This is a genomic window from Staphylococcus cornubiensis (assembly GCF_900183575.1).
Taxonomy (GTDB): Bacteria; Bacillota; Bacilli; order Staphylococcales; family Staphylococcaceae; genus Staphylococcus; species Staphylococcus cornubiensis.
In genome coordinates, this window is record NZ_FXUZ01000001.1 from 470983 (window position 1) to 496481 (window position 25499).

Here is a 25499-nt window from a genome sequence, read left to right on the forward strand (position 1 = left end):
ATATTTGAAAGCGGAAAAGATGCATTTTGATGTATTCTCTTGTCCCTTCCTCATATGTTTCAATGCATATGACATCTACTGCTGAAGCCCACTATGGATACACCATTATTGAACGTTCCTTTTACCCTTTATCCTTTTACTTGTTTCAATAAATTCATCTTTATCATATAACTTTGTACATTCACTTTCAATATGCGCGCCATCTTGCTTAAAACGATTTTCCCCCTATCAAATGAACAAACTCATACTATCACTACAAGAATTTTGATGAAAGGGAGGGACATCATCATTTTTGATGCTATGGATGCAGTATTTTGTTTAACTTGCCCTCCCTAAGATTTGTGATATTTGATTGCCCTTATGGCTTCGCGTTCCCAGGGGACTTGTCTCAACTAGCCAACGCTTGGTTAAATGATGACATACATGTAGCGTTGGCGGATTTTCGACTGCGTCTGATCCCTCGGGAGTCTCAGCCTTCTGGGCAATCTTACATCAAATACAGTCACTTAGGGCAAGTTTATGCAATGAAGACAACCCATAGCATCCAATTTTTACGTCCCAGTCATCCGCATTTTTCGACGATCTTATCATTAATAATGGATATAAGTCCATCAATAGGATATGGGGCCGGGATACAATGAGTTTCCCAGCCCTTCTGCTATGATGAACGAAAATTAAAATATGGAAATGTAAAATGAATTAAGGTGAATGGGAATTAAAATTTTTGATTTTTCATCTTATCAACTTGTCTCATTGATTCGTAGCATTTAAATTCAAATTGCTATAATAGACGAAACTCCTGAGGGATGAAGTTGAAAACAAAACGTCGTCTTTTAACTTTGATAGGGGCTATTGTGTAACGCAGTAGCTGTCTGACTTCTCAATGCGTTCACTTTTGAGAAGTCGAGTCAGCCTTGCGAGGAAAGTACTACGAAATCTTTGTTGCACATCAGATTTCTGTACTGCTCACAAAATCCAATTCGGCTTCATTCCAGATGTACACTTTAATCAAGACGAATTGAGTTGAGGCAAGTCCCCTAAGAACACGAGTCCATGACGGCAATTGTGGAATTTTAAAAAGTTATCAATCAGAACGATTTGATTAAAATATATCAGGATAAGACAATCAAAAATTTTATCTCCCTATCCCCCAATCATATATTTCTTTATTTTTTACGAATGACACGCGTTACTTTCAACAAACTTTCCCATGCGCTTTGACCTCGATGATAAATTAAAAAGCGTGATTCCCATTCCGGATGAAACTTACTTTTATATTGACGTAAGCCTTGGAAGCTATACAAACCATTAAAATGTTCGTAAAAGCGCCCAGCAAACTTTTCTCTCAAATGACCATATGGCACTTGACCGACATTTGACAGTGTGGCCATTCCCATATTAAAGCGTTCGTAACCTTCTGCTTGTGCCCATAAAATCATGTGCAAATAAAGTGCATCCATAAATGGTAATCCTAACGACTTATCCCAACGAATTAAGTCAACAGAAATCGTGGTCGAACCTTCAACCGGCATCAATGTACAAAACGCATCAATACGACCGTCTTCATTTTTCAACACTGCAACCGGTGCAGCATTGACATAAGAAGGGGTAAAGCGACCGACTGAGAAATAAAACTCTTGCTGTTTACCTAACCACTCACGGCTAATTTCATGTAAGCGTTCGTATGTCGCTTCATCTAACGGTGTATCAAGTATTTCAAATTGATAACCTAACGACTCCAATTTATTCAATGTGGCACGAAAACCTCGACGCTTCTTCCCGGCAACAGTAAAGTCAGATACTGGAATGAGCGCTTCTTCACCCAATTTAAAGAACTGGTTACCGAAGTCATGATATAACGTCAAATAATCTTTCGAAACTTGATAAAATATGACGTCGCCACCTAAATAAGTCGCATACTCATAAAACTCGGTCAACAATGAATAGAAATCTGAAGTTTCGCCGACCGGATCACCAAGGACAATAAATGAACTTCGATCGTGACGATACATCACAAAAGCTGTTTTTTGTTGGTTCACAAATACGAGCTTGTCATCACTATACAGCAAGTGACTAAGGAGATGTCCCCCATGCTGCTTTAAAATATCACTTGCGATTTGTCTGTCGTGCAACTCTCTAGGACGACGATAATTCCATTCAAAGATATAGATGAGCACAACAACTAAAATTGTCATACCGATAATGGATAACCAAAATGTCGAACGTAACAAGAAGAAATCCACTTTAGGCGGTAAAACATCGAGCGCCAATAAAAACTCACGAACGAGTATTTGGTTGAAATACAGTAAAATGACGCTAATGACGACCATGGCTAACATACTTTTCATCCGTATCGGTCGTTTCAATACACGTGATTTACGATAAGCAAAAATCAATGCAGCTAAAATCAACACGATGATAACGACTAACAATGACAGACCGTAAACGTAGAAATTAGACAGTAACAAGATCACCATGGCAACAATCGCAAATAAAATCGCGCGTTTACTTCGTGCCACAATACCACGTAAATTCAGTAATAAAATCAAGCTTGCACTGACGTTAAATATATACAACAACGTAAACAATAAATGATGCTTCTTGTTGGCTGCATCAAATATAATTGAAAAATTGTTGAGCAATAAAATCAGGCTCATCATAAAGACCAATATACTTAAAGCGATAGATGGCACTAATCCGACCAAATCTTTTTGGAACGACTTTATGAAACCAGATAATTCTTTAGCAGGTAAAAAGTATTTGGATTCGAGCATATATTTACGTGCCACAGTACCAAATTCGAATACCGTTAACACAAGCGCAATGAGTAGCGGGAAGAAATAATAAGCAAAACGATAAAGTAACAAGCCTAAAACCACTTTTTCTTCTGCCACACCGAGCTGTTGTAACCCAAGTAATACAATGAGGTCAAATGCCCCAAAGCCTCCAGGAATAAACGATAACAGCCCTGAAATCGCTGCAACGATGAAAATACTTAACACGATTGGAAAAGATACATTCACCCCTACAAGTGTAAATGCACAGTACAGTACGATACTCGCAAGCAACCATTCCATACTCGATACGATGGTAAAGACTGAACCTAGCCAACGCGCCGAACGATCAACTGGTGATACCCATGAAATAATAATAAAAACAGGTAATAAAAATGCCACAATATAAAGAAAAACAGTAAACCATACCGATGTGCGATTTAAAAAGCTAACATCTAACACGTGCGTCACAATCAGTAACGATAAAAAACTCAAACCTGTTAACATCGATGTCAACATGTACGAAATAAATTTTACGAGTTTTTTACGTTCTGTCGTATAACTCCCATAAAACCACATTCTGACGCTCGCACCAATAAAACCGCCAAAACCGATAATATTGTTGAACGAATTGATAATATAACCGACACGTAATGCTTTAAACTTTGATAATGCTAATTTAAAGCGTGCCGTTAAAATGACATCGTAGAGTGATAATAAAATCACTGAACTCCCCCCGAGTAAAAAGAGGCTGAACGTTTCCATTCGACTAATTTGATTAAATAAAAGGAAAACACGTTTAAAATCAATATGCGCTAATTCTCGTCCTAATACGATAGAAATCGTTACAATCAAAAACAGAATGAACGCGACTTTGAAGTATTTTAACAAATGCTGTTTTGTCATGAATAGAGTTCCTTTCTGTAGTGTAATCTCTGCGCATCCCTATAAAAAGAGATTGAGCTCACAAAATCGCCCAATCTCGTAATGCCACTCTCAATTAATCTTTACTGTATTCTTCTTTAGGCATCTCATAAGGGCCTGCATCATCAGCATAATATTTATTATAACGACGTTTGAACAGAAGGAAGATATGCGACACGAGTACTTTTAAAATCGCATAACTTGGAATCCCAAGAATAACGCCGACAACACCTAATAAGTTTCCAGCACTTAAGAGGACAAAGATAATCGTTAACGGATGAATCTTAAGTGTTTTACCCATAATATTAGGCGATATAAAATGCCCTTCAATAAACTGAACGGCCGTCCACACAACAATCAATTTAATCAACATAAACGGCGATGTAATAATAGAAATAATAATCGCTGGCGAAATGGCAATTGTAGGTCCTAAATAAGGTACAACGCTCGTCACAGCCGCAATACTCGCTAAAATTAATGCATAGTCTAAACCAATAATCGAATAACCGATAAAGAGTAAAATACCGATACAAAACGATACAATAATTTGGCCTTGAATATATGAGCCTACTTGTTCGCTCATCTTATCCAACAAATCATGGACATCTTTACGAAACTTTGGTGGTACAATTTTGTTTGAGAACTCTTTAAAACGGTGACCATCTTTTAGCATGAAGAATAACACGAACGGTACAGTAACAATAACAACCGTAATATTCACGACAGCTTCAGCGAAAACACGTATTTTAGAACTTAAACCGTCCGCAAAAGTAGGAATCTTTTCCTGTAAACCTGTCACGGCTTTCTCAATTTGTGAATAGTAATCAGATAAAAATGGAATATGCATCATATTATTGGCGAATGATGTAATTTTGTTTAAATAATTCGGGAAGTTGTCCATCAAGCGCTCAAATTGAAAAGATACAATCGGAATCAGCAAATTCACTGCAATCGTGATGATACCAATGATTCCTAGAAATAAAATCGTAATGCCCCAAACACGGTTAATATTATACCGTTCCATCAAATTAATCACAGGATTGAATAAGTAATACAGAATGAGCGCAATAATAATAGGCGCTGCAATCGTATTAAAAATGATGATAAAGGGCTGAAAAATATATGAAACGCGATCAAAAATAAAAATCACAATTCCAACTAAAATAAAAATGAGTAATGCAAAAATGAGATCTTTGCCACCGAAAAATTTCATGAAGCGGCTTTCTCGGATATCAATGTTTTTAGAAACTCCATTTTGCTTATGTTGCTTTTCAGACATATCATTCACCAAGCCTTTTAGAAATTACTTATAGTTTATCGTTTTTCACGTAAGATTGAAACTTAAAACCTATTATACCAAAGTATTTTTATAGATGAGAATTTTAATAACATTCCCTGTTCATTTCAATCCTTTTTTAGTCATTCTTATCGCTCAAGCAACAGGACGAACGCTTCCTCATTTTCAAAGCCATTCCATCCAAGCTAATAAGATACCTCACTTCACGCTCTTGAAAAACGCATTAAAAAAGAGGCTAGGAGAGAAATTAAGTTCTCCTAGCCTTCATATGATTGAAGAAAATCATAATGATGAAATATAAAAATCACTTTAGATGATATATGAGGTCAAAAACTTTGATATGATTCACTTTAAAAGATTGCCTTCATTAATTTTAAATCTTTTTTATTTAGATTGCTGAAATGAGCGAGACTCCTGAGGGATTGGCTGACCCGGAAAATCCACAAATGCTTCCTCTACAAATGTAACAGTAGAACCAAAGCGTTTGTTAGTTGTAGGGTCAGCCCCTAGGAACGTGAGCCCAGAAAAGCAATCATCAAAATTAATTATGATGATTAATGAGAGCAACTTTATTAAAATATATCATTTGAAACTATCAAAATGTTTATGCCCCTAATTTTTTAATTAAACTTAAACTTCAAATAATTTTTCACCATGTTTGACTTCAGTAGCCTCTGTATATTTCAACGTTGTCACTTCTGATTGCGTCACAATAATTGGCGTAATATCACTTTTCGCTGATGCACGAATGACGTCTAAATCTACAGTCATTAAATGATCGCCAGCTTTAACTGTTTGACCTTCTTCAACGTGAACTGTAAAACCTTCACCATTCAATTTCACAGTATCCAAGCCAACATGAATCAATAATTCTAAACCATTGTCAGACACTAAACCAAATGCGTGTTTCGTTGGGAAAATCATTTGAATTTTACCGTCAAATGGTGCATAAACTTCACCACTTGTTGGACGAATTGCAATACCTTCACCCATCATTTTTTCGCTAAACACCTGGTCAGGTACTTCAGATAATGGCACAACTTCACCATCCATTGGCGCAACAACTTGTCCTGTTTTCGTAACAGAAGTCGTGTCCGCAGCCTCATCAATCACGACAGCTTCATCCTTATCTTCATCTAAATCTACAGGATGTTGCACGGCTTGACCTGACATAATTTGTTGCATTTCGTGTTTGATTTGGTCTGATTTCGGTCCAAAAATCGCTTGCATGTTGTTACCGACTTCTAACACACCCGAAGCTCCTAAATCTTTCAAACGCGCGACATCGACTTTGGATTTGTCATTCACTTCTACACGTAATCTTGTAATACATGCATCTAAATGTTTAATGTTATCTTTGTCACCCATCGCTTGTAATACGGCATAAGGCAACTCGCTTGCAGATGTCTTAGGCGCTTCTGTTTGCTTATCTTCACGACCTGGTGTTTTGTAGTTCATTTTCGTAATTAAGAAACGGAAGATCGTGTAGTAAATGACTGCGTACACAAGGCCGACTGGGATAACGAGCCACCAATGTGTTTTGTTTGGTAAGATACCGAGTAATAAAAAGTCGATAAATCCACCAGAGAATGTATAACCTAAGTGTAAATCAAGTAAGTATAAAATTAAGAAACTTAAACCGTCTAATACAGCATGAATAAAGAATAATAATGGTGCTACAAATAAAAATGAAAATTCTAATGGTTCTGTAATACCTGTTAAGAATGATGTTAATGCTGCTGAACCCATCAAACCTGCAACCACTTTTTTATGTTCAGGTTTTGCAGTATGATAAATCGCTAATGCTGCAGCTGGCAAACCGAACATCATGACTGGGAATTCACCTTGCATGAATTTACCCGCTGTTAAATTTGTACCTTCACGAATTTGTTCGATAAAGATACGTTGGTCACCACGGATAATTTCACCCGCCATATTTGTATATGAACCGAATTCAAACCAGAATGGCGCATGGAAAATATGGTGTAAACCGAATGGAATTAATAAACGCTTAATAAAACCAAATAAAAAGACTGCTAAACCTGTGTTGGAATCTAATAATCCTTCACTGAATGCGTTCAAACCATTTTGAATGAATGGCCAAATGAGTGCCATTGGGAATGCAAGTAAAAATGACGTCGTCGCCATCACAATCGGTACGAAACGTTTCCCTGCAAAGAAACCAAGATATGACGGTAAAGAAATGTTATAAAACTTGTTATAACACCATGCTGCTAAAGCACCGATAATAATACCGCCGAAGACCCCTGTTTGTAATGTCGGGATACCTAAGACACTCGCATAACCTTTCGCTGCATCGCCTACATTTTCAGGTGTTACCCCTAAAAACTGACCCATTGTTTTGTTCATAATAATAAAACCAACGAAAGCTGCAATAGCCGCAACCCCGTCACCGCCAGCTAAACCGATTGCTACACCCATTGCGAAAATAATCGGTAAGTTCTCAAAAATGATACTGCCGGCTGCTGCCATCATGTTTGCGACGTTTTGTACACCATCCGCTTGAATAAATGGTAAGTACGATTGTAATTGCTCCCCTTGTAATGCTGCACCGAATGCAAGTAATAAACCGGCAGCAGGTAAAATTGCAACAGGTAACATTAATGCCTTACCGATACGTTGCAATTGTCCAAATAGTTTTTTCCTCACTGTAAGCCCTCCTATTTTGTTGATACAACACAAAAAAGGCATGAGTAAAAAAGCTGTGAACGTTTGGTCCACAAATTTAAACTCATGCCTAATCTCACTTAGTAACACGTTTTATGATTGATTATGAGATGCAAGTGAGAGCTGCTGAATGTGCATCGTTAAATATGCAACTTCTGCTTCATCCACACGTACATCGATTTGTGATTGTATCATTTTAACTATTTTAACAGCTACATTATAGCACAATGGATATTGCGCCTTCAATAGGTTTTCAAAACTCAGTTCGATTGTTGTACGTTCACCCTTTTTCAAGCGTTGTAATAGAAAATGAATATGTCTGACAAACCGTTGATATTGAATGGACGACACTGGAATTTGAATAGCCATATCGTGCTCAATCATTCGAATCGCATTGTTGATCAACTTAGGTACATTTTGCATTTCACTCAAATCAATATCATCCGTTTGAGACGCAATATGCAACGCAATAAATCCAACCTCATCTTCAGGAAAGTCTGTATTCAACTGTAAATTAATACGCGCCACTACTTTTTTAGCGATTTTGTATGCTTCCGGATAGCTGTATTTTGTCTCGCTTAAAAATGGATTTTTGATCAGCTGACCTTTCTCTAAACGTTTCAACGCAAAAATTAAATGATCCGTTAACGAGACAATAAATGACTCTTCATGGTGCAGTTCAAAATACGTCATAATCATCTGCACAGAATCAATCACAGCACGTAAAACGCGTTCATCCGTATGCTCGACTAACATTTTATAATGGTCTTGTTCGTATTTATTTTCCAGCTTAAACACTTTTTCTATCGTATCAGGGTCATTAATTTTCATCCCTGGCTTTTTGTTAAATCCGAGACCCTTCCCAATAATAATGACTTCTGATTGTTGGTATTCACAAATGAGCACGTTGTTGTTGAGGACTTTTTTTATCGTATATTGATTCACTTTTATGTCACCTCTTCAAAGTACAATTCAAATCATATAACGAAATTACTAGAATTGAAAGTACTAATTTTCGAAGTTGAAATTCATATGCCACTTTTTAATAACAAGCCTATATGATAACTGTAACAGCGCCAATCATTTCGCGTCTCTATAAATAAGGGGCTGTAGACAAATGCTGCCTCAGCCCTCTTTCAAATTAATCATCTTTTTTATTTTTATGGATTGCGTTGCCCCAAGATTCGATACCAAATAAATTGATTTCTAAATCTTCTGGTCTGAAAATCGGACGCTTACCTTCTTTTCGTTGACGTTGATAGTCACGCATGACCGCTAATGCAATATTGGACAAGCCGATAATGGCGATAATGTTGACGATAGCCATCAAGCCCATAAACACGTCAGCTGTACTCCAAACTGTTTCAGTCTTTACAACTGCACCAACGAATACAAGGATCACAACAAGACAACGGAAAATGAATAACACAACTTTATTAGTCGATAAAAATTCAATGTTAGATTGTCCATAGTAATAGTTACCTACAACAGATGAAAACGCAAACAATGCAACGGCGATGGATAAGAAAATACCGCCTGCACTACCTAAATGTTCATTTAACGCTGATTGTGTTACAGCAACACCTTGCGCTTCACCTTCACCAAATCTCAAGCCTGAATATAATAAAATCATAATCGCTGTCGCTGTACAAACTAAAATCGTATCAAAAAATACACCTAATGATTGAATTAAACCTTGCTTAACAGGGTGTGATACTGCGGCAGTTGCAGCTGCGTTAGGTGCAGAACCCATCCCTGCTTCGTTTGAGAATAGACCACGTTTAACACCTTGTAACACAGCAAAACCAACTGCGCCACCTGTTGCTTGGTCGATACCGAAAGCACTTTTAATGATTGTAGAAATCATCGGGAAAATTTGATCGATGTTCATCACTAAAATGACTAAAACGATTAAAATATAAATAATCGCCATCACCGGTACAATCACTGATGATAATGTTGCAATACTACGCACACCACCGAAAATAACGATGGCTGTAATCACTGCTAAAATAATACCAGTGACCACCGGACTAATGTGATATTGCGTATTTAATGACTCCGCAATCGTATTAGATTGTACTGTATTAAATACAAACGCAAACGTCACAGTAATCAATACCGCGAATAACACACCTAACCAACGTTGATTCAGCCCTTTTGTGATGTAGTAAGCTGGACCCCCGCGGAAGCCCCCTTCTTTGTCAGGCACTTTATAAACTTGCGCAAGTGTGGCTTCGATAAATGCACTTGCTGCACCAATAATTGCAATAATCCACATCCAAAATACCGCACCAGGACCACCAAGTACAATTGCAGTTGCAACACCGGCAATGTTTCCTGTCCCTACACGTGAACCTGCACTAATGGCGAAAGCTTGGAATGATGAAATCCCCTTTTTACCACTTTCTAAAGTTTCGGATTTGTCGGTTAATGCGCGGAACATCTCAGGGAGCCATCTAATTTGGACAAACTTTGAACTAATCGAGAAAAATAAACCCACTGTCAACAGTAACCCGATCAAGTATTGTGACCAAATCAAATCGTTACCTATTTGAATAAATGCTTTAAACCAATCCGGAATTAAACTATCAAAATCTCTCACTCGAACCCCTCTTTACTCTTCAGTTTAAATGTCAGTGTCATATTAAAATAACTAGTCTCATTTTATCATCATTGTGCAAAAGTGACTATCTATTTTTTAATACTAGTCAACATACAAGTCTTCAATTTCACCGAACGTACTCGTATCTACCACAAAACTACCATTTGTGTACTGCTCTGACAAGTGGATGTCTTTAATCAATCCTGTTAGCTCATCTTGTTGAGAGACAAGTCGATATTGTGACTGTTCAGGACGACATACACGTGCTGCCACGACACGATGAGGTTGCTTTTTCAACTCTTTTAATAACGTAATACCGCGTTGTGCACGTTTCGCTTGTTGTAGCACTTTAAAATCAATACGTTTCAAGGCACCACGCTGCGTCGCAATTAAAATTGTATCCTCAGCTTGTACATGATCAACCATAACGACATGATCTTCATCCTTTAAGTTAATGGCTTTAATACCTGCTGCACGTAGACCTGTATCTGGTAGTTCTGACAATGGATACGTGAGTGACATACCTCGGTGTGTTAAAAGTGTAATGAGTTGTGATGACGCATCAGCTGGTAAATGCATCACTGAAATCAACGCATCGCCTTCTTTCACTTTCATCGCAACAAGTGGCTTCGTTGTACGTGAAGACTTAAAGCCAGACAATAAGCTTTTCTTAATCATACCTTGGCGTGTCGCCGTAATAATCGCAGTATCATCATTAAAATCAGACACCGTATAACAATTTACTACACGCTCGTCTTCTTCAATTGGCACGATTTGTGACACATGTTGACCTAAATCTTTCCATTTCACATCAGGCAATTTATGTACTGGTATGAGAAGGTATCGGCCTTTGTTCGTGAAGACCATCGCATAATCTTGCGTGTTTGTTTCAATGATCTTCAACACGCCGTCACGTTCTTTTAACCCGATTTCTTCTTTGCCACTCGCATTGAAGCTTCTTAACGACGTACGTTTAATATACCCTTCTTGCGTCAGACTTAACATCACTGTTTCACTTGGCACGATGACTTCTTTATCGATTTTGATCTCAGAAATCTTCTCTTCAATGACCGATAGACGTGGTTGTTTAAATTGCTTTTTAATCGCAGTCAACTCTTCTTTAATCACATCGAGTAAAGCGTCATGATTTTCTAAAATATGTTTCAGTGCTGCAATTTTTTGTTTTAACGCATCATACTCTTCTTGCAATGCCACAATATCAGTATTCGTTAAACGATATAGCTGTAACATCACAATCGCTTCTGCTTGTGCTTCTGTAAAATCGTATGTTTCAACTAAATTATCTTTCGCATCACGTTTATTTTTTGAGTTTCGAATTAACGCGATGACTTCATCGAGAATTGAGAGGGCCTTCATCAACCCTTCTACAATGTGCATACGCTCTTCAGTATGTTTTAAATCAAAGCTTGTACGACGTGTAACAACCTCAATTTGATGGTTCAGATAACTGCTAATAATCGGTTTAATGCCCATTAATTTTGGGCGTCCTTCTGTGATTGCAACCATATTGAAGTTATATGCGACTTGCAAATCTGTATTTTTATATAAAAAGTTTAAAATCGATGTCGCATTTACATCTTTTTTCAATTCTACAGCGACACGTAAACCACTTCGATCGGTTTCATCACGCACTTCTACAATACCTTCTACTTTTTTGTCTGCACGTAATTCATCAATCTTTTTCACGAGACTACTTTTATTCACTTCATAAGGAATTTCTGTCACAACAATTTGACTACGACCATTACGCAACGTTTCAATGTCAGCTTTTGCACGTACGATGACCTTCCCTTTACCTGTCTCATAAGCCTTTTTAATGCCATCGACACCTTGGACAATTCCACCTGTAGGAAAATCTGGACCTTTCATATATTTCATGAGCTGTTTCACTGTAATTTCAGGATTGTCGATATATTTTAACGTCGCTGTAATCACTTCAGCTAAATTGTGTGGTGGAATATCAGTTGCATAACCTGCTGAAATCCCAGTAGAACCATTCACCAATAAATTTGGAAAACGTGCCGGTAAAACCATGGGCTCCATTTCAGTGTCATCATAGTTCGGTACAAAATCGACAGTATCTTTATTAATATCACGTAAAATTTGCTCAGATAACTGACTTAATTTCGCTTCAGTATAACGCATCGCAGCAGGAGGATCATTGTCAATACTCCCGTTGTTCCCATGCATTTCAACGAGCACGTGACGCAGTTTCCAATCTTGACTCAAACGTACCATCGCATCGTACACCGAAATATCACCATGCGGATGGAGCTGCCCAATAACGTCCCCGACTGTCTTTGCACTTTTACGAAAATGTTTATCGTACGTATTACCATTCGAATACATAGAATAGAGAATACGACGCTGCACCGGCTTCAAACCATCGCGTACATCCGGCAATGCACGCTCTTGAATGATGTATTTACTATAGCGACCAAAACGATCACCAATGACATCGACTAAAGGTAAATTTTGGATGATTTCAGTCATTATGCGTCCTCCTCTTCTATATCCTCATCTGATAAAATTTGGATTTCCTCATTTTCTAAAATACTTGAATCTTCTTGCATGCCAAATTGAACATGACGCTCAATCCATTCTCTTCTTGGTGCAACTTTATCACCCATCAATGTAGAAACACGCTGAGATGAACGGACTTCATCATCAATTTGCACACGAATCAATGTACGTGTTTCTGGATTCATCGTTGTCTCCCATAACTGATCTGGGTTCATTTCACCTAAACCTTTGTAACGTTGAAGAATAAAGCCTTTGCCCATCTCACGTTGCAACTTTTCTAACTCTTCATCTGTCCAAGCGTATACAATTTTTTTATTTTTTCCTTTACCTTTTTCTAATTTATAGAGTGGTGGTAAGGCAATGTACACACGTCCTGCAGTAACGAGGGGTCTCATATATTTGAAGAAGAACGTCAATAACAACACTTGAATGTGTGCACCATCTGTATCTGCATCGGTCATAATAATGACGCGGTTGTAGTTGCTATCTTCTAGATTAAAGTCATTACCCACACCTGCACCAATCGTATGAATAATCGTATTGATTTCTTCATTTTTAAAGATATCTTCTAAACGTGCTTTTTCTGTATTAATGACTTTACCGCGCAATGGTAAAATCGCTTGGAACTTGCGATCACGACCTAATTTAGCAGAACCCCCTGCTGAATCCCCTTCGACTAAATATAACTCGTTTTTCTCTGTATTTTTACTTTGTGCTGGTGTTAACTTACCAGATAATAATGTATCTTTACGTTTATTCTTTTTACCAGAACGCGCATCTTCTCTTGCTTTTCGAGCTGCTTCACGCGCTTGTTGGGCTTTAATGGCCTTTTTAACGAGCGATTTAGACAGTTGCCCTTTTTCTTCTAAATAAAATGGTAACTTTTCAGCGACAATTGCATCGACTGCACTTCTTGCTTCTGGCGTACCGAGTTTAGATTTTGTTTGACCTTCGAATTGTAATAAATGCTCAGGGATTCGCACTGAAATAATGGCAGTTAATCCTTCACGAATATCATTACCTTCTAGATTTTTATCTTTCGCTTTTAAATCACCGATACGACGTGCATATTCATTAAACACACGTGTCATCGCAGTTTTAAAGCCAACTTCATGTGTGCCGCCATCTTTCGTACGCACATTGTTAACAAAGCTCATAATACTTTCAGAATATTGATCATTATATTGGAAAGAGACGTCAACCTCGATTTCGTTCGCTGTACCTTGGAATAGCGCGACATCGTGAAGGACTTCTTTACCTTCATTGACATAGCTCACAAAAGCTTTAATCCCTTCTTCATAATGATATACTTCGCTACGTTCTTTACCTGCACGACGATCTTCCAATGTAATCTTTAAGTTTTGTAATAAAAATGCTGACTCTTGAAGACGCTCGCTTAAAGTTTCAAAATTAAAACTCGTTGCAGACTTGAAGATTTCAGGGTCTGGCTTAAACGTGACAGTCGTCCCTGTTTTTTTCGTCTTACCTTTTTTGATGAGTTTCGTCTGAGGAACACCCCCATGTGCGAACTGTTGCTCAAAAATTTGGCCGTCGCGATGAATCTCTACGGTAAGTGATTCACTTAAAGCATTCACAACAGAAGCCCCTACACCATGCAGACCACCTGAAGTTTTGTAACCGCCTTGACCAAACTTACCACCAGCGTGTAATACAGTAAAAATCACTTCGACAGTCGGTTTACCAGAACGATGTGTTCCTGTTGGCATACCACGACCATTATCTGCTACAGTGATGCTCTCATCTTCATTGATTGTTACGTTAATTTCGTTACCGTAACCATTTAAAATTTCATCTACAGAGTTATCCACGACTTCATATACTAAATGGTGCAAACCGCGCTTATCTGTAGAGCCTATGTACATGCCTGGTCTTTTACGTACGGCTTCAAGTCCTTCTAAAACTTGAATCGCATCATCAGAGTAATTATTAACCTTTTTTGCAGACACTCAATTCCCCTCCTACAAACATACGTTCGTTTATCAAACTATACAATAGCTATTCTTATATAAATTAAAGTAAAATGCAAGCCTGAATCAAAATAGCGGCAAAAATTAATATTATTTTTATGCGTACAGCCTATTGATTACAAACTGTTATCTATGTAAAATCATAATCAATCAAAGATACATTTTTAAATTCATTAATAGCATAAAGCAATACAATGAAACATAAAAAATACATCATTCTTTCTTAAATTATGTTAAAATAGGAGTAGGTACTAAAAGGATGTGAATACTCATGGTGTTAATCCTACTATTCATCGTTAGCTATTTAATTGGTTCCATACCAAGTGGCTATTTAATTGGTAAGATTTTCTTCAAAAAAGATATTAGAAATTATGGTAGTGGTAATATGGGAGCCACAAATAGTTTTCGTGTACTTGGGAAGCCGGCTGGATTTGCGGTCACTTTTTTCGATATATTTAAAGGGTTTATCGTTGTATTTTTACCGATTATATTCAACGTAGAAATACACGGTTTACTTGTAGGAATTTTTGCAATTATAGGACATGTTTACCCTATTTATTTAAAATTCCAAGGCGGAAAAGCGGTAGCAACAAGTGCTGGCGTGATGCTTGCAGTCAACCCCATTTTGTTATTAATTCTTGCAGCGATTTTCTTTATAATTTTGAAATTAACAAAATACGTTTCTCTATCAAGTATCATTGCGGCGATTTGCTGTGTCATCGGAGCGTTTTTTGTGAGTGACTATATTATGCTCATCACAAGTTTTGTCGTTGCGATATTGTTAATTTATCGACATATGAGCAATATTAAACGAATTATTAAAGGAACAGAACCGAAAATTAAATGGATGTAATCATAAAGTTTTAAATTTCATTGAAAACCCCTTACAATAAGGTTGAATAATTATCACCTTAATATTGAAAGGGGTTTTTTGACGTGAAAATCGAACTTACAGATGACGCTGTCCAATGGTTCAAAGACGAGTTAGACTTGCCTGAAGAAGGTAAAGTCTTACAATTTTATGTACGATATGGCGGCGAATTCCAATTAAAACAAGGCTTCAGTCCTGCCTTCAATGTAGAATTTGAAAGTGATATTGATGAAATTGGTTTTGAAGAAACATTTAACGATATTCGTATTGTGATTGCTGAAAAAGATGTATGGTATTATGAAGATCACAAACTAAACATCGACATTAACGACGATGAAGTCATATATCAAGCTGAGTCTATCGAAGCATAATATGAATCAATCACATATGAAAAGGTGTCGAACAAGAAATCTGATTTTGATAACGAGATTTCTAGTCGACACCTTTTTGTATTTCAATATCTTTATTAAAACGAGCCTCATCATAGCGCTGATTTGATTTGTTTTCGGAACATGCGCTCTATCATTTAACTTCTAAATCTTCTCCAGCTTGATTACGTTGGTCAACATCTTGATACACCGCATACCAATTTGGAAATGCTTTATCTAAACGTACTGGTTTCCCAGCGTCTTTTGTAATGATAACATTATCTGTATAACCTGTTGTGACTAACTCACCTTTGGCATTATAAATTTCATATTGATAACGAGAACGTAAACGCGAAAATCGAGATACCCACGTTTTAATCGTCACTTTTTCAGGATAGGTCACACTCTTTTTATAATTGATATTCAGCTCAGTCACTGGCGAAACAATACCCGCCTGCTCCATTTCTGCATAATCTAATCCAAGCTTACGTATGTAATCCGTGCGCGCGACCTCAAACCATGTTGCATAATTTCCGTGGTAAATCACACCCATTTGATCCGTTTCTTGATATCTCGCTTCTATTTCAGTCAATGCATAAATCATTCTTTAACCTTCTTTCTATTGATCAATGAGGCAAACAACGGTCCCCATATATGATGATGCATCTTTTGCTTACTACCTCATCAAATAGTAACCGTGTCGTTGTTTAACTAAATTCTATTATCTCATATTCATCCACTTTTAATACAGCGTGGACCCCTTATCCTTTATTAAAAGTTTTTACAGAACCACTTCACTTTATAAGTTTACATAATATAATTATATTAAATTCTTTGGCACGATCACTTTTTAACCCCTTTTCTAAACTCATTAAATTCAACGAGAGCGTGACTTCATGTATGAGAGGCTAAAAAAGGATTAGCACCTCATATGGGCACTAATCCTTTATTAAAATCATAGGTTATATTAGTTAGAAGCTAATTTCTTACGTAATACAAGTTGTAAAATACCGCCATGACGATAGTAATCAATTTCGACATTTGAATCGAAACGTGCAGTCGCATCAAATTCGACTGTTGTACCATCTTCTTTAGTCGCTGTTACTTTAACAGTTTGACCTGGTTGAACATTTTCATCAATATTCACAGCAATTGTTTCTTTACCGTCTAAACCTAATGTATCTGCAGATTCGCCTTCTTTAAATTGTAAAGGCAACACACCCATCATCACTAAGTTAGAGCGGTGAATACGTTCGTAGCTTTGTGCAATAACTGTTTTAACACCTAAAAGATTGGTACCTTTTGCTGCCCAGTCACGTGAAGATCCCATACCGTAGTCGTTACCTGCTAACACAACTAAACCAGTACCGTCTTCTTTATATTTCATTGCTGCATCGAAAATTGGCATCACTTCACCCGTTGGCCAGTAAGTTGTGAATCCACCTTCTGTACCTGGCGCAAGTTGGTTTTTAATACGGATGTTCGCAAATGTACCACGTACCATCACTTCATGATTACCACGACGAGAACCATAAGAGTTGAAATCACGTGGAGATACACCATTTGCTGTTAAATATTGACCTGCTGGCGTATCTTTACCAATCGCACCTGCTGGAGAAATGTGGTCCGTTGTCACTGAATCGCCGAATTTACCCATTACACGTAAGTTTGATAATGGTTGAATAGCGCTAGGTTCTTTTGATAAACCTTGGAAGAACGTTGGATTTTGAATGTATGTTGATTGTGGATCAAAGTCATACAATGGTTGATCTGTCGTATCGATTTGGTTCCATAATTCGTTGTTGTCATACACGCTCTTATATTCTTCTTTAAATAATTCAGGTGTTACAACGCTTTCAACTGCGTCAGCCACTTCTTGAATTGATGGCCAAATATCTTTCAAGAATACATCATTACCTTGTTGGTCTTGACCTAATGCTTCGTTATGAAGATCGATGTCCACCGTACCTGCTAATGCATACGCAACAACAAGTGGTGGTGAAGCAAGATAGTTCGCTTTCACTAATGGATGGATACGACCTTCGAAGTTACGGTTACCTGATAACACAGAAGTTACAAGTAAATCTTCGTCAGCAATCGCTTTTTCAATTTCTTCTAGTAATGGACCTGAGTTACCGATACAAGTTGTACAACCGTAACCTACTAAGTTAAAGCCCAATTGATCTAAGTAACTTTGTAAACCTGAATCACGTAAGTAACCTGTAACGACTTTTGAACCTGGTGCTAAAGATGTCTTCACATAAGATGGCACCGCTAAACCTTTTTCAACTGCTTTTTTCGCTAATAAACCTGCACCTAACATCACGTATGGGTTAGATGTGTTCGTACAAGATGTAATCGCAGCAATCGCAATATCCCCTGTTGTCATTTCAGTTGTTGAGCCGTCTTTAAAGTTGACTGTCGCTGTTTTATCGAATTCTGCTTTATCTAAACCATGACCTTGGTTACCTGCTGGTGCTGTAACAGATTTTTCGAATTCTTTTTTCATGTCGCTTAAGAAAATTAAATCTTGCGGACGTTTAGGACCTGATAAAGAAGCCTCAACTGTTGATAAATCTAAATCTACCACATCTGTATAGTTTGGCTCTTCATTGACATCAAAGAATAAGTGGTTTTGTTTTAAATATTTCTCAACTGTTTCAATATGCTCTTCTGTACGACCTGTTAAACGTAAGTATTTTAAAGTTTCGTCGTCAACTGGGAAGAAACCACAAGTCGCACCATATTCAGGCGCCATATTCGCAATTGTCGCACGGTCTGCAAGTGGTAATTTGTCTACACCAGGACCAAAGAACTCAACGAATTTTCCAACAACACCTTTTTTACGCAATAATTCAGTTACGCGTAAGGCTAAGTCTGTCGCGTTTGCACCTTGAGGTAATTCATTTGTTAAACGTACACCAATCACTTCTGGAATTGGGAAGTATGAAGGTTGACCGAGCATACCCGCTTCAGCTTCAATACCACCAACGCCCCAGCCAAGTACACCGAGACCGTTAATCATTGTTGTATGAGAGTCTGTACCCACTAATGTATCAGGGAATGCAACTTGTTCGCCATTTTCTTCACGAACATGTACCACATTGGCTAAATACTCTAAGTTAACTTGGTGAACGATACCTGTTGCTGGTGGTACAGCGTTATAATTATCAAACGCTTTTGTCGCCCAGTTTAAAAATTGGTAACGCTCATAGTTACGTTCAAACTCTAATTTCATGTTGCGATCTAACGCTTCAGGATTTGCATAGCTATCAACTTGTACTGAGTGGTCGATAACTAAGTCCACTGGTACTTCTGGATTGATTTTAGATAAGTCCCCACCGACATCATCCATTGCTTTACGTAATGATGCCAAGTCCACTACTGCTGGCACACCTGTAAAGTCTTGTAAAATAACACGTGATGGCTTGAATGGCACTTCACCTTTTTCATTTTCTTTACCAAAAGTTGAAAGTGCTTTAATGTGCTCGTCAGTAATGACAAACCCATCTTCTTGACGTAATACAGATTCAAGTAATACACGAATTGAGTATGGCAAACGACTAATTTGTGTGTAACCTTGCTCTTCTAAAGTGTTTAAATCGTAATACGTTAAATGCTTACCATTTAACTGGAATGACTTTTTTGCTTGTTCTTTTAAATTTGAAGCCATTGAATATCCCCCCTGATATTTTTATATGCCGTTTATTTAATTGTATAATTAACGCTTTATGAAAACAACTAAATGGAGAGCAAAAGTAACCATTTGGAGTTTTGACTTTCTAATCAGTTGCTATAAGTAAAAGTTATAATATTGATATAGCGTTATAAGTATATGTTATTAATTGAGAATGATTTTCAATAACATAGTTGAATAGAGGTAGCTAGATGGACTTCAGCGTAATAAGCGCATTAAAAAACGGCTGATGATATGCAATCACCAACCGTAAAAAGTCATTTTTATTTTTCTTGTTCGCGTAAGCTTTTACGTTTTGAAATTAATTCATCTTCATAATCTTGTTGTGAATTTGCAACGTATTCTTTCAAACGATGCTTATTCGGCGTTAATGTAAGGCCTAAGAATTTACGCTCTTTATTGGCATCTTTATAGAAACTAATCATCATCAATATCACAATAAAGGAGAATGGCAATGCACTAATAATCGCCGCACTTTGCAATGCATTTAAACCTGCTTCGCCGTCACCACCACCTGAAAGTAACAGAACAAATGCGATTAGTGATTGTGCAATCCCCCAAGTCACTTTAATGAATGAGCTTGGGTTAAGGGAACCATTCGTTGTTTGCATACCTAAAACGAATGTCGCTGAATCTGCTGAAGTAATAAAGAATGATGCGATTAATAATAAAGCAATCATAGACAGTACCATACCAAGTGGCACATGGTTGAATACACCGAACAGTTGTGTTTCTGCTGACATATCAAAAATTTCTTTATGTTTTTTAGCAGTTTCAATACCTAATACGCCAAATACACTAAACCAAATGAAACTTACGATAACAGGTACAAGTAAGACCCCAGAAATAAATTCTCGAATTGAACGTCCTTTAGATACACGCGCGATGAACACGCCGACGAATGGGCTCCAACTTAACCACCAACCCCAATAGTAAAGTGTCCAGTCAGACATCCATTCACGCTTTTGTGGGTTCGTAGCAGCTGCATCAAAGCTGTTGAATAAGAAACTATTTAAAAGGCTACCTGTTGAACTTGTAAACATATTTAAAATTAACACTGTCGGTCCAACAATTAAACCGGCAACTAACAATAATGTACCAAGTCCAATGTTTAAATTACTTAAATATTGAATACCTTTGCTTAAACCTGACCAAGCACTCATGATAAATAAAATCGTAACGACTACAATAATGATAGATTGCGTCACAATTGTATTAGGTAAACCGAATAAGTAATTCAAACCACCTGAGATTTGTAATGCCCCCATACCAAGTGAAACTGCAACACCAATCACTGTTGCAAACACTGCTAACACATCGATAATTGTTCCGACAATACCATCGACATGATCTCCCAAGATTGGGCGTAACGTTTTAGAGAGTAATCCCGGTTCTCCCTTTCTAAATTGTGCATACGCTAACGCTAACGCAACGACACCATAAACTGCCCATGCATGAAAGCCCCAGTGGAAGAAAGTCGCACGCAATGATTCAGTAAATGCTTCCGTAGACTGTGGGTCTGCATTTGGGGGTGACGCAAAGTGTGAAATCGGTTCAGCTGCACCATAGAATACAAGACCGATACCCATACCAGCACTAAACAACATCGCAAACCAAGAAATTGTGTTGAATTCTGGTTTATCGTTAGGGCGTCCCAATTTCAATTTCCCAATTGGGCTAAAAATTAAAAAGATACAGAAGAACACGATAATCGTAGTTAAAATAAGATAATACCAACCCAGTTTATCTGTAATCCAAAGTTTTATCGTATTCGTAAATTCACCAAATTGCGTTGGAATGAATACACCAATTAGTACAATCGCAAAGACAATAATCGCACTAATTAAGAATACAGGAGAAAACTTCTTACCATTTGGTTCTGGAGTTGAAGAATTCATAAAATAACATACTCCCTTTCCTAATATTAAATTTTAAGTACTAGACACTAATAATTAAAAAAACTCAATAATTAAATTAAAAGTGCAATCGACATATATACCATAACAAAACATTATCATATAATCAATGTACTGAAAAATGTAAGGATTTTTACGAAAATTTCGTATTGCAATAATTTTTCTTTAGTGTATAATCATTTTTGTTATTCAAATATATACAATTAGAGGTGAATTGGACATGCTACAAGAATTTAAAGACTTTGCCTTAAAAGGTAACGTACTTGATTTAGCTATCGCTGTCGTTATGGGGGCCGCTTTTAATAAAATCGTTACATCTTTAGTTGAAAATATCATCATGCCATTAATCGGTTTATTATTCGGCGAAGTAGACTTTGCGAAAAACTGGTCAATGTATGGTATTAAATATGGTATTTTCATTCAATCTATTATCGACTTTATTATTATCGCATTTGCATTATTCATTTTTGTTAAAATTGCAAATACTGTAGTGAAACCAAAAGAAGAAGAAGTTGTCGTAGAAGAAAATATTGTATTATTAACTGAAATTCGTGACTTATTACGTAAAGGCAGTAAATAATAAGGACTAAGTGATAGGGCTAGGACATTAAGTTGTTCTAGCCCTTCTCTTATTGATCGGACGCCCTTTATAACATTCAAACAAGCCATCAACAAGGTTGAATTTGTCACTAAAATACGGATACTCTGATTTGCTTATATTCAAAAACTGACGAATCGCTTCACTGTTTTAGATGTTGAATTAATACAAGAGTAGCAAAAAGACAGCTACACTTATTCATTGCTTCGTAAATACGTTGTACTTTGATAGTTTTTCGAAACAACTTCTAAAATAATAGGAATACGATTCTTTAATTCTGAAACGTGCGAAATGATACCGACTAAACGACCACTAGATTGTAATTGAATTAAAGTATCTAAAGCAGTTTCTAATGTTTCTTGGTCGAGCGTCCCAAATCCTTCATCAATAAACATCGCATCTAACGCGATACCCCCTTGCTCACTTTGAACGACTTCACTTAAACCTAATGCCAACGCAAGTGAAGCTTGAAAAGTCTCGCCACCAGATAATGACGTTATGTGACGGGCTTGGTTAGAATAGTAATCAAACACCTCAATCTCTAAACCACTAAAGCCTCTTCCTTTTTTCTCATTTCTCACTAATTCATAGCGCTGTCCCGTCATACTCAGTAGCCTTTGATTCGCTTTCAACAAAATCTGTTCTAAATAATGCATCAAAACATAATTTTCTAGCGTCAGATTATGTGCATTTTTACCACTTAAAATTTCAGCAAGTTGGAATAACTCAATTTGTTCATTTAAAGTGTTCTTCAGGTAAGCCACTTCATCTTTAATTTTTTGAGCGGTTTTTTTGTTTTGCGTCGCCTGAAATGCATATTCATTGAAACGTCGTTGAACATCTTCAAAAGTTTCACGTTGCTGTTGTTGCTGCATTTTTAAAGCATCTAAATCCTCAACCTTAATTGATGAAAGTTGCTGAGAAACATCTTGTATTTTAAATTGTACAGCTTGCTTTTCTTGATAGTACGTCGTCACTTCTTGTTCATATTCATCTTTATGGACACTTTCTTGTAAAATATCAAATAATACTTCGCGGTTTTGAATATTTAATGCCGTGAGTGCCTCATCAATATCAGTATTTAACGTTTGTACTTGTTTGGTACGCTCATTGATTTGACGTTTTAACGATTGAATTTCATATTGTTGCTCTTTTAACGTCGCTTTGATTTGGTCACACTGTTCAGTAAGTTTTACTTTTTGTTGATTAAACTGATCAACAGCTGATTTCATACTGATAAACAATGCTTTAAAGGCGTCAATATCCTCGTATTCTGTTTCCGCCATAAAACTATCCATACGCTCTTGAATATATTGTTGCTCTTTCTTTAACAACTCGATTTGTTGCTCATTGTCATGCATCGATTTACGAATACGTCCTACTTCTTCTTGTATTGCTATAATTCGTGCATTTTCTGTATTGATATTTTCAATTTTTTTCTTAATTTCGCGTTGATCAGTTTGTGCTTTCGTGAGGTCTACTTCATTAAAGTCTACATCACCGATTTCAGCAAGACGTGCTTTTGTATGGGCTATATTCGCATCGCATTTGATTTTTTGTTCTTTAAGTGTTTCAAGTGCTTGCTCAATTGTATGATTCTCTTGTTGAATCCGCTTAATTTCCTCTAGTTGGGCATCTTCTTCCATTTGATGTACAGTTTGTCCACATACAGGACATGGCTCGTTTTCACTTAAAACTGCGCGTAACGTCATCACAGCCTGTTCATGATTCAACAACTGTTGTTCAGAGTCTGAGATGTCTTGAATATTGGCTTGCTGTTCAGCGATTTCTTGATGGATTCGATGCATTTCTTCAGTGAAGACTTGAAGTTGGTGTTGTTGACGTGTTTGCATATCAGCATTTTTTTGTGCAGCTTGTAACGTCGCTATCGTTTCGACTAATGAAGCTTGCTGTGCTTGCAATTGCGATTTTTGTTCATAATCAGGTTGACGTTCCAAATCGTCTTTGTCAATTGCTTCAAGTTTTCGTAATTCTGCCTCGTTTTGTTGCGTTAAGGTTTGAATCGTTTGCTCAATTTTCGTAAGACGCTCATGTTTTTCCTTCAGTTGATCACTTTCTTGATAAAAATGCCGCGTCCGTTCAAGGTATTGCGTTTTATTGTTCATGTCCGCTTCTTGCAACAAATGGGTTTCAAGTGCTTGTTGTTGTTCCACTTGCTGCGTTTCTAATTTTTCTCTCTCGCTTTGAAGTTCTACATACTCATTTTGTTGCGCTTTGAGTGCCGTTTCAACTTCTTGAAGATTTTGATACATTTTAAGCGCTACTTTACTTTCATTCATTAACTTTAATTGCTGTTCAAGTTGCTGGATATGAGTTTGACGTGTTTCAAATTGACCTAATTCTACTTTAAACTGTTCCTGCTGTTCAGTTAATTGTTGACGCAAGATTTGTCGGTTCACTGCTTCATTCACAGTATTTAATGCTTGTTCCACCTTAAACTTCTCTTTTTCCACTTCTGAGACACGTTGTTCGGCAGTAGATTCAAATTGAGGTAACGCCGCAATCATTAAATCATATTGTTCACTTTTCAATCCTTTTTCCACCACTAAATCCGAATCATCAAGTGTGTATAATTCATCCCAAGCACTTTGTATCTTTGTATAAATCTTGTCGATCTCAATTTTCATATTTTTAGTTTTATCTGTGAGGCGATTTTTTAACACATCGTATAATTGTGTATTAAATAAAGTTCGTAAAATGGTTTGTTTATCTGTACTATTTGAAACTAAAAACTCCTTAAATTCACCTTGAGGCAATACGAAAAGTTGTCTAAATTGATCTTGCTTCAATTTAAGGAGTTCTAGAATAAAACGTTCTCCTGCTTGTATCGTACTTTCTATAAGCGCATAGCTTCCTTCCTCATGACGGTACACTTCAAGTTTAGGTTTGGTTTCATTTTTGTTGCCAGGTTTTAAAAATGAAGCTTCTCGAACAACCTTATATGCACGTCCCGCAATTTCAAACTCAAATGTAACGGTTAAAGGCTTTGTCGAATCTGCAAAATGACTTCTCAAATGTTTGACTTCTCGTTTTTCAGTAGAAGCACGTCCATACAACGCATACACAATTCCGTCGAAAATCATCGTTTTACCTGATCCTGTCTTACCACTAATAAGAAACAGTTGATTAGACTGTATACGGGAAAAATCAATCGTTTCATCTAAGAACGGTCCAAAATTTTGAAGATGTAATTTTAATGGTTTCACGA

Annotated in this window: 14 protein-coding genes; 3 read left to right on the forward strand and 11 right to left on the reverse strand. The window is 37.0% G+C overall.

Translation table 11 applies throughout. The features are described 5' to 3' along the window. Nucleotides 1-1166: 1166 nt before the first annotated feature. From mprF to parE, 7 genes are all read right to left on the reverse strand, one after another. On the reverse strand, nucleotides 1167-3680 hold the full coding sequence (mprF, locus tag CCE82_RS02405) for a bifunctional lysylphosphatidylglycerol flippase/synthetase MprF (protein WP_086427835.1): 2514 nt from the start codon (nucleotides 3678-3680) through the stop codon (nucleotides 1167-1169). A 94-nt stretch (nucleotides 3681-3774) separates the two neighbouring features. Next, entirely contained in the window at nucleotides 3775-4977 is a 1203-nt protein-coding gene (locus tag CCE82_RS02410) for an AI-2E family transporter (RefSeq protein WP_086427836.1), read from the reverse strand. 648 nt (nucleotides 4978-5625) lie between these two features. Then, on the reverse strand, nucleotides 5626-7665 hold the full coding sequence (gene ptsG / locus CCE82_RS02415) for a glucose-specific PTS transporter subunit IIBC (RefSeq protein WP_086427837.1): 2040 nt from the start codon (nucleotides 7663-7665) through the stop codon (nucleotides 5626-5628). Nucleotides 7666-7776: 111 nt separating this feature from the next. After that, the gene (gene glcT, locus CCE82_RS02420; RefSeq protein WP_086427838.1) at nucleotides 7777-8628 is read right to left on the reverse strand and encodes a glucose PTS transporter transcription antiterminator GlcT; all 852 of its coding nucleotides are present in this window, start codon (nucleotides 8626-8628) and stop codon (nucleotides 7777-7779) included. 196 nt (nucleotides 8629-8824) lie between these two features. Beyond that, entirely contained in the window at nucleotides 8825-10288 is a 1464-nt protein-coding gene (gene alsT, locus CCE82_RS02425) for a glutamine transporter AlsT (protein WP_086427839.1), read from the reverse strand. A 102-nt stretch (nucleotides 10289-10390) separates the two neighbouring features. Beyond that, a complete protein-coding gene (parC, locus tag CCE82_RS02430) occupies nucleotides 10391-12802 on the reverse strand; it encodes a DNA topoisomerase IV subunit A (protein WP_086427840.1) in 2412 nt (803 codons plus the stop codon). Then, nucleotides 12802-14799, reverse strand: coding sequence for a DNA topoisomerase IV subunit B (gene parE / locus CCE82_RS02435; RefSeq protein WP_086427841.1), 1998 nt, complete (start codon nucleotides 14797-14799; stop codon nucleotides 12802-12804). The genes parC and parE overlap by 1 nt, the downstream gene beginning before the upstream one ends. 292 nt (nucleotides 14800-15091) lie before the next feature. Between parE and plsY the strand changes: the two genes are divergently transcribed. Then, nucleotides 15092-15673 (forward strand): glycerol-3-phosphate 1-O-acyltransferase PlsY, encoded by a 582-nt coding sequence (gene plsY / locus CCE82_RS02440; RefSeq protein ID WP_086427842.1) that lies wholly within the window; start codon nucleotides 15092-15094, stop codon nucleotides 15671-15673. Between the two features lie 83 nt (nucleotides 15674-15756). After that, on the forward strand, nucleotides 15757-16062 hold the full coding sequence (locus CCE82_RS02445; RefSeq protein WP_086427843.1) for a HesB/YadR/YfhF family protein: 306 nt from the start codon (nucleotides 15757-15759) through the stop codon (nucleotides 16060-16062). 151 nt (nucleotides 16063-16213) lie between these two features. Here CCE82_RS02445 and menI read toward each other — a convergent pair whose 3' ends face one another. The 3 genes from menI to CCE82_RS02460 all read right to left on the reverse strand — a co-directional run bounded on the left by menI (nucleotide 16214) and on the right by CCE82_RS02460 (nucleotide 21654). Beyond that, the gene (gene menI / locus CCE82_RS02450; protein ID WP_086427844.1) at nucleotides 16214-16663 is read right to left on the reverse strand and encodes a 1,4-dihydroxy-2-naphthoyl-CoA hydrolase MenI; all 450 of its coding nucleotides are present in this window, start codon (nucleotides 16661-16663) and stop codon (nucleotides 16214-16216) included. Nucleotides 16664-17026: 363 nt separating this feature from the next. Beyond that, nucleotides 17027-19732 (reverse strand): aconitate hydratase AcnA, encoded by a 2706-nt coding sequence (acnA, locus tag CCE82_RS02455; protein ID WP_086427845.1) that lies wholly within the window; start codon nucleotides 19730-19732, stop codon nucleotides 17027-17029. Nucleotides 19733-20019: 287 nt separating this feature from the next. Continuing rightward, nucleotides 20020-21654 (reverse strand): BCCT family transporter, encoded by a 1635-nt coding sequence (locus CCE82_RS02460; RefSeq protein WP_086427846.1) that lies wholly within the window; start codon nucleotides 21652-21654, stop codon nucleotides 20020-20022. A gap of 238 nt (nucleotides 21655-21892) precedes the next feature. Here CCE82_RS02460 and mscL point away from each other — a divergent pair, with 238 nt between their 5' ends. Beyond that, on the forward strand, nucleotides 21893-22252 hold the full coding sequence (mscL, locus tag CCE82_RS02465) for a large conductance mechanosensitive channel protein MscL (RefSeq protein WP_086427847.1): 360 nt from the start codon (nucleotides 21893-21895) through the stop codon (nucleotides 22250-22252). 212 nt (nucleotides 22253-22464) lie between these two features. Here mscL and sbcC read toward each other — a convergent pair whose 3' ends face one another. Continuing rightward, a complete protein-coding gene (gene sbcC, locus CCE82_RS02470; protein WP_086427848.1) occupies nucleotides 22465-25497 on the reverse strand; it encodes an exonuclease subunit SbcC in 3033 nt (1010 codons plus the stop codon). Nucleotides 25498-25499: the final 2 nt, after the last annotated feature.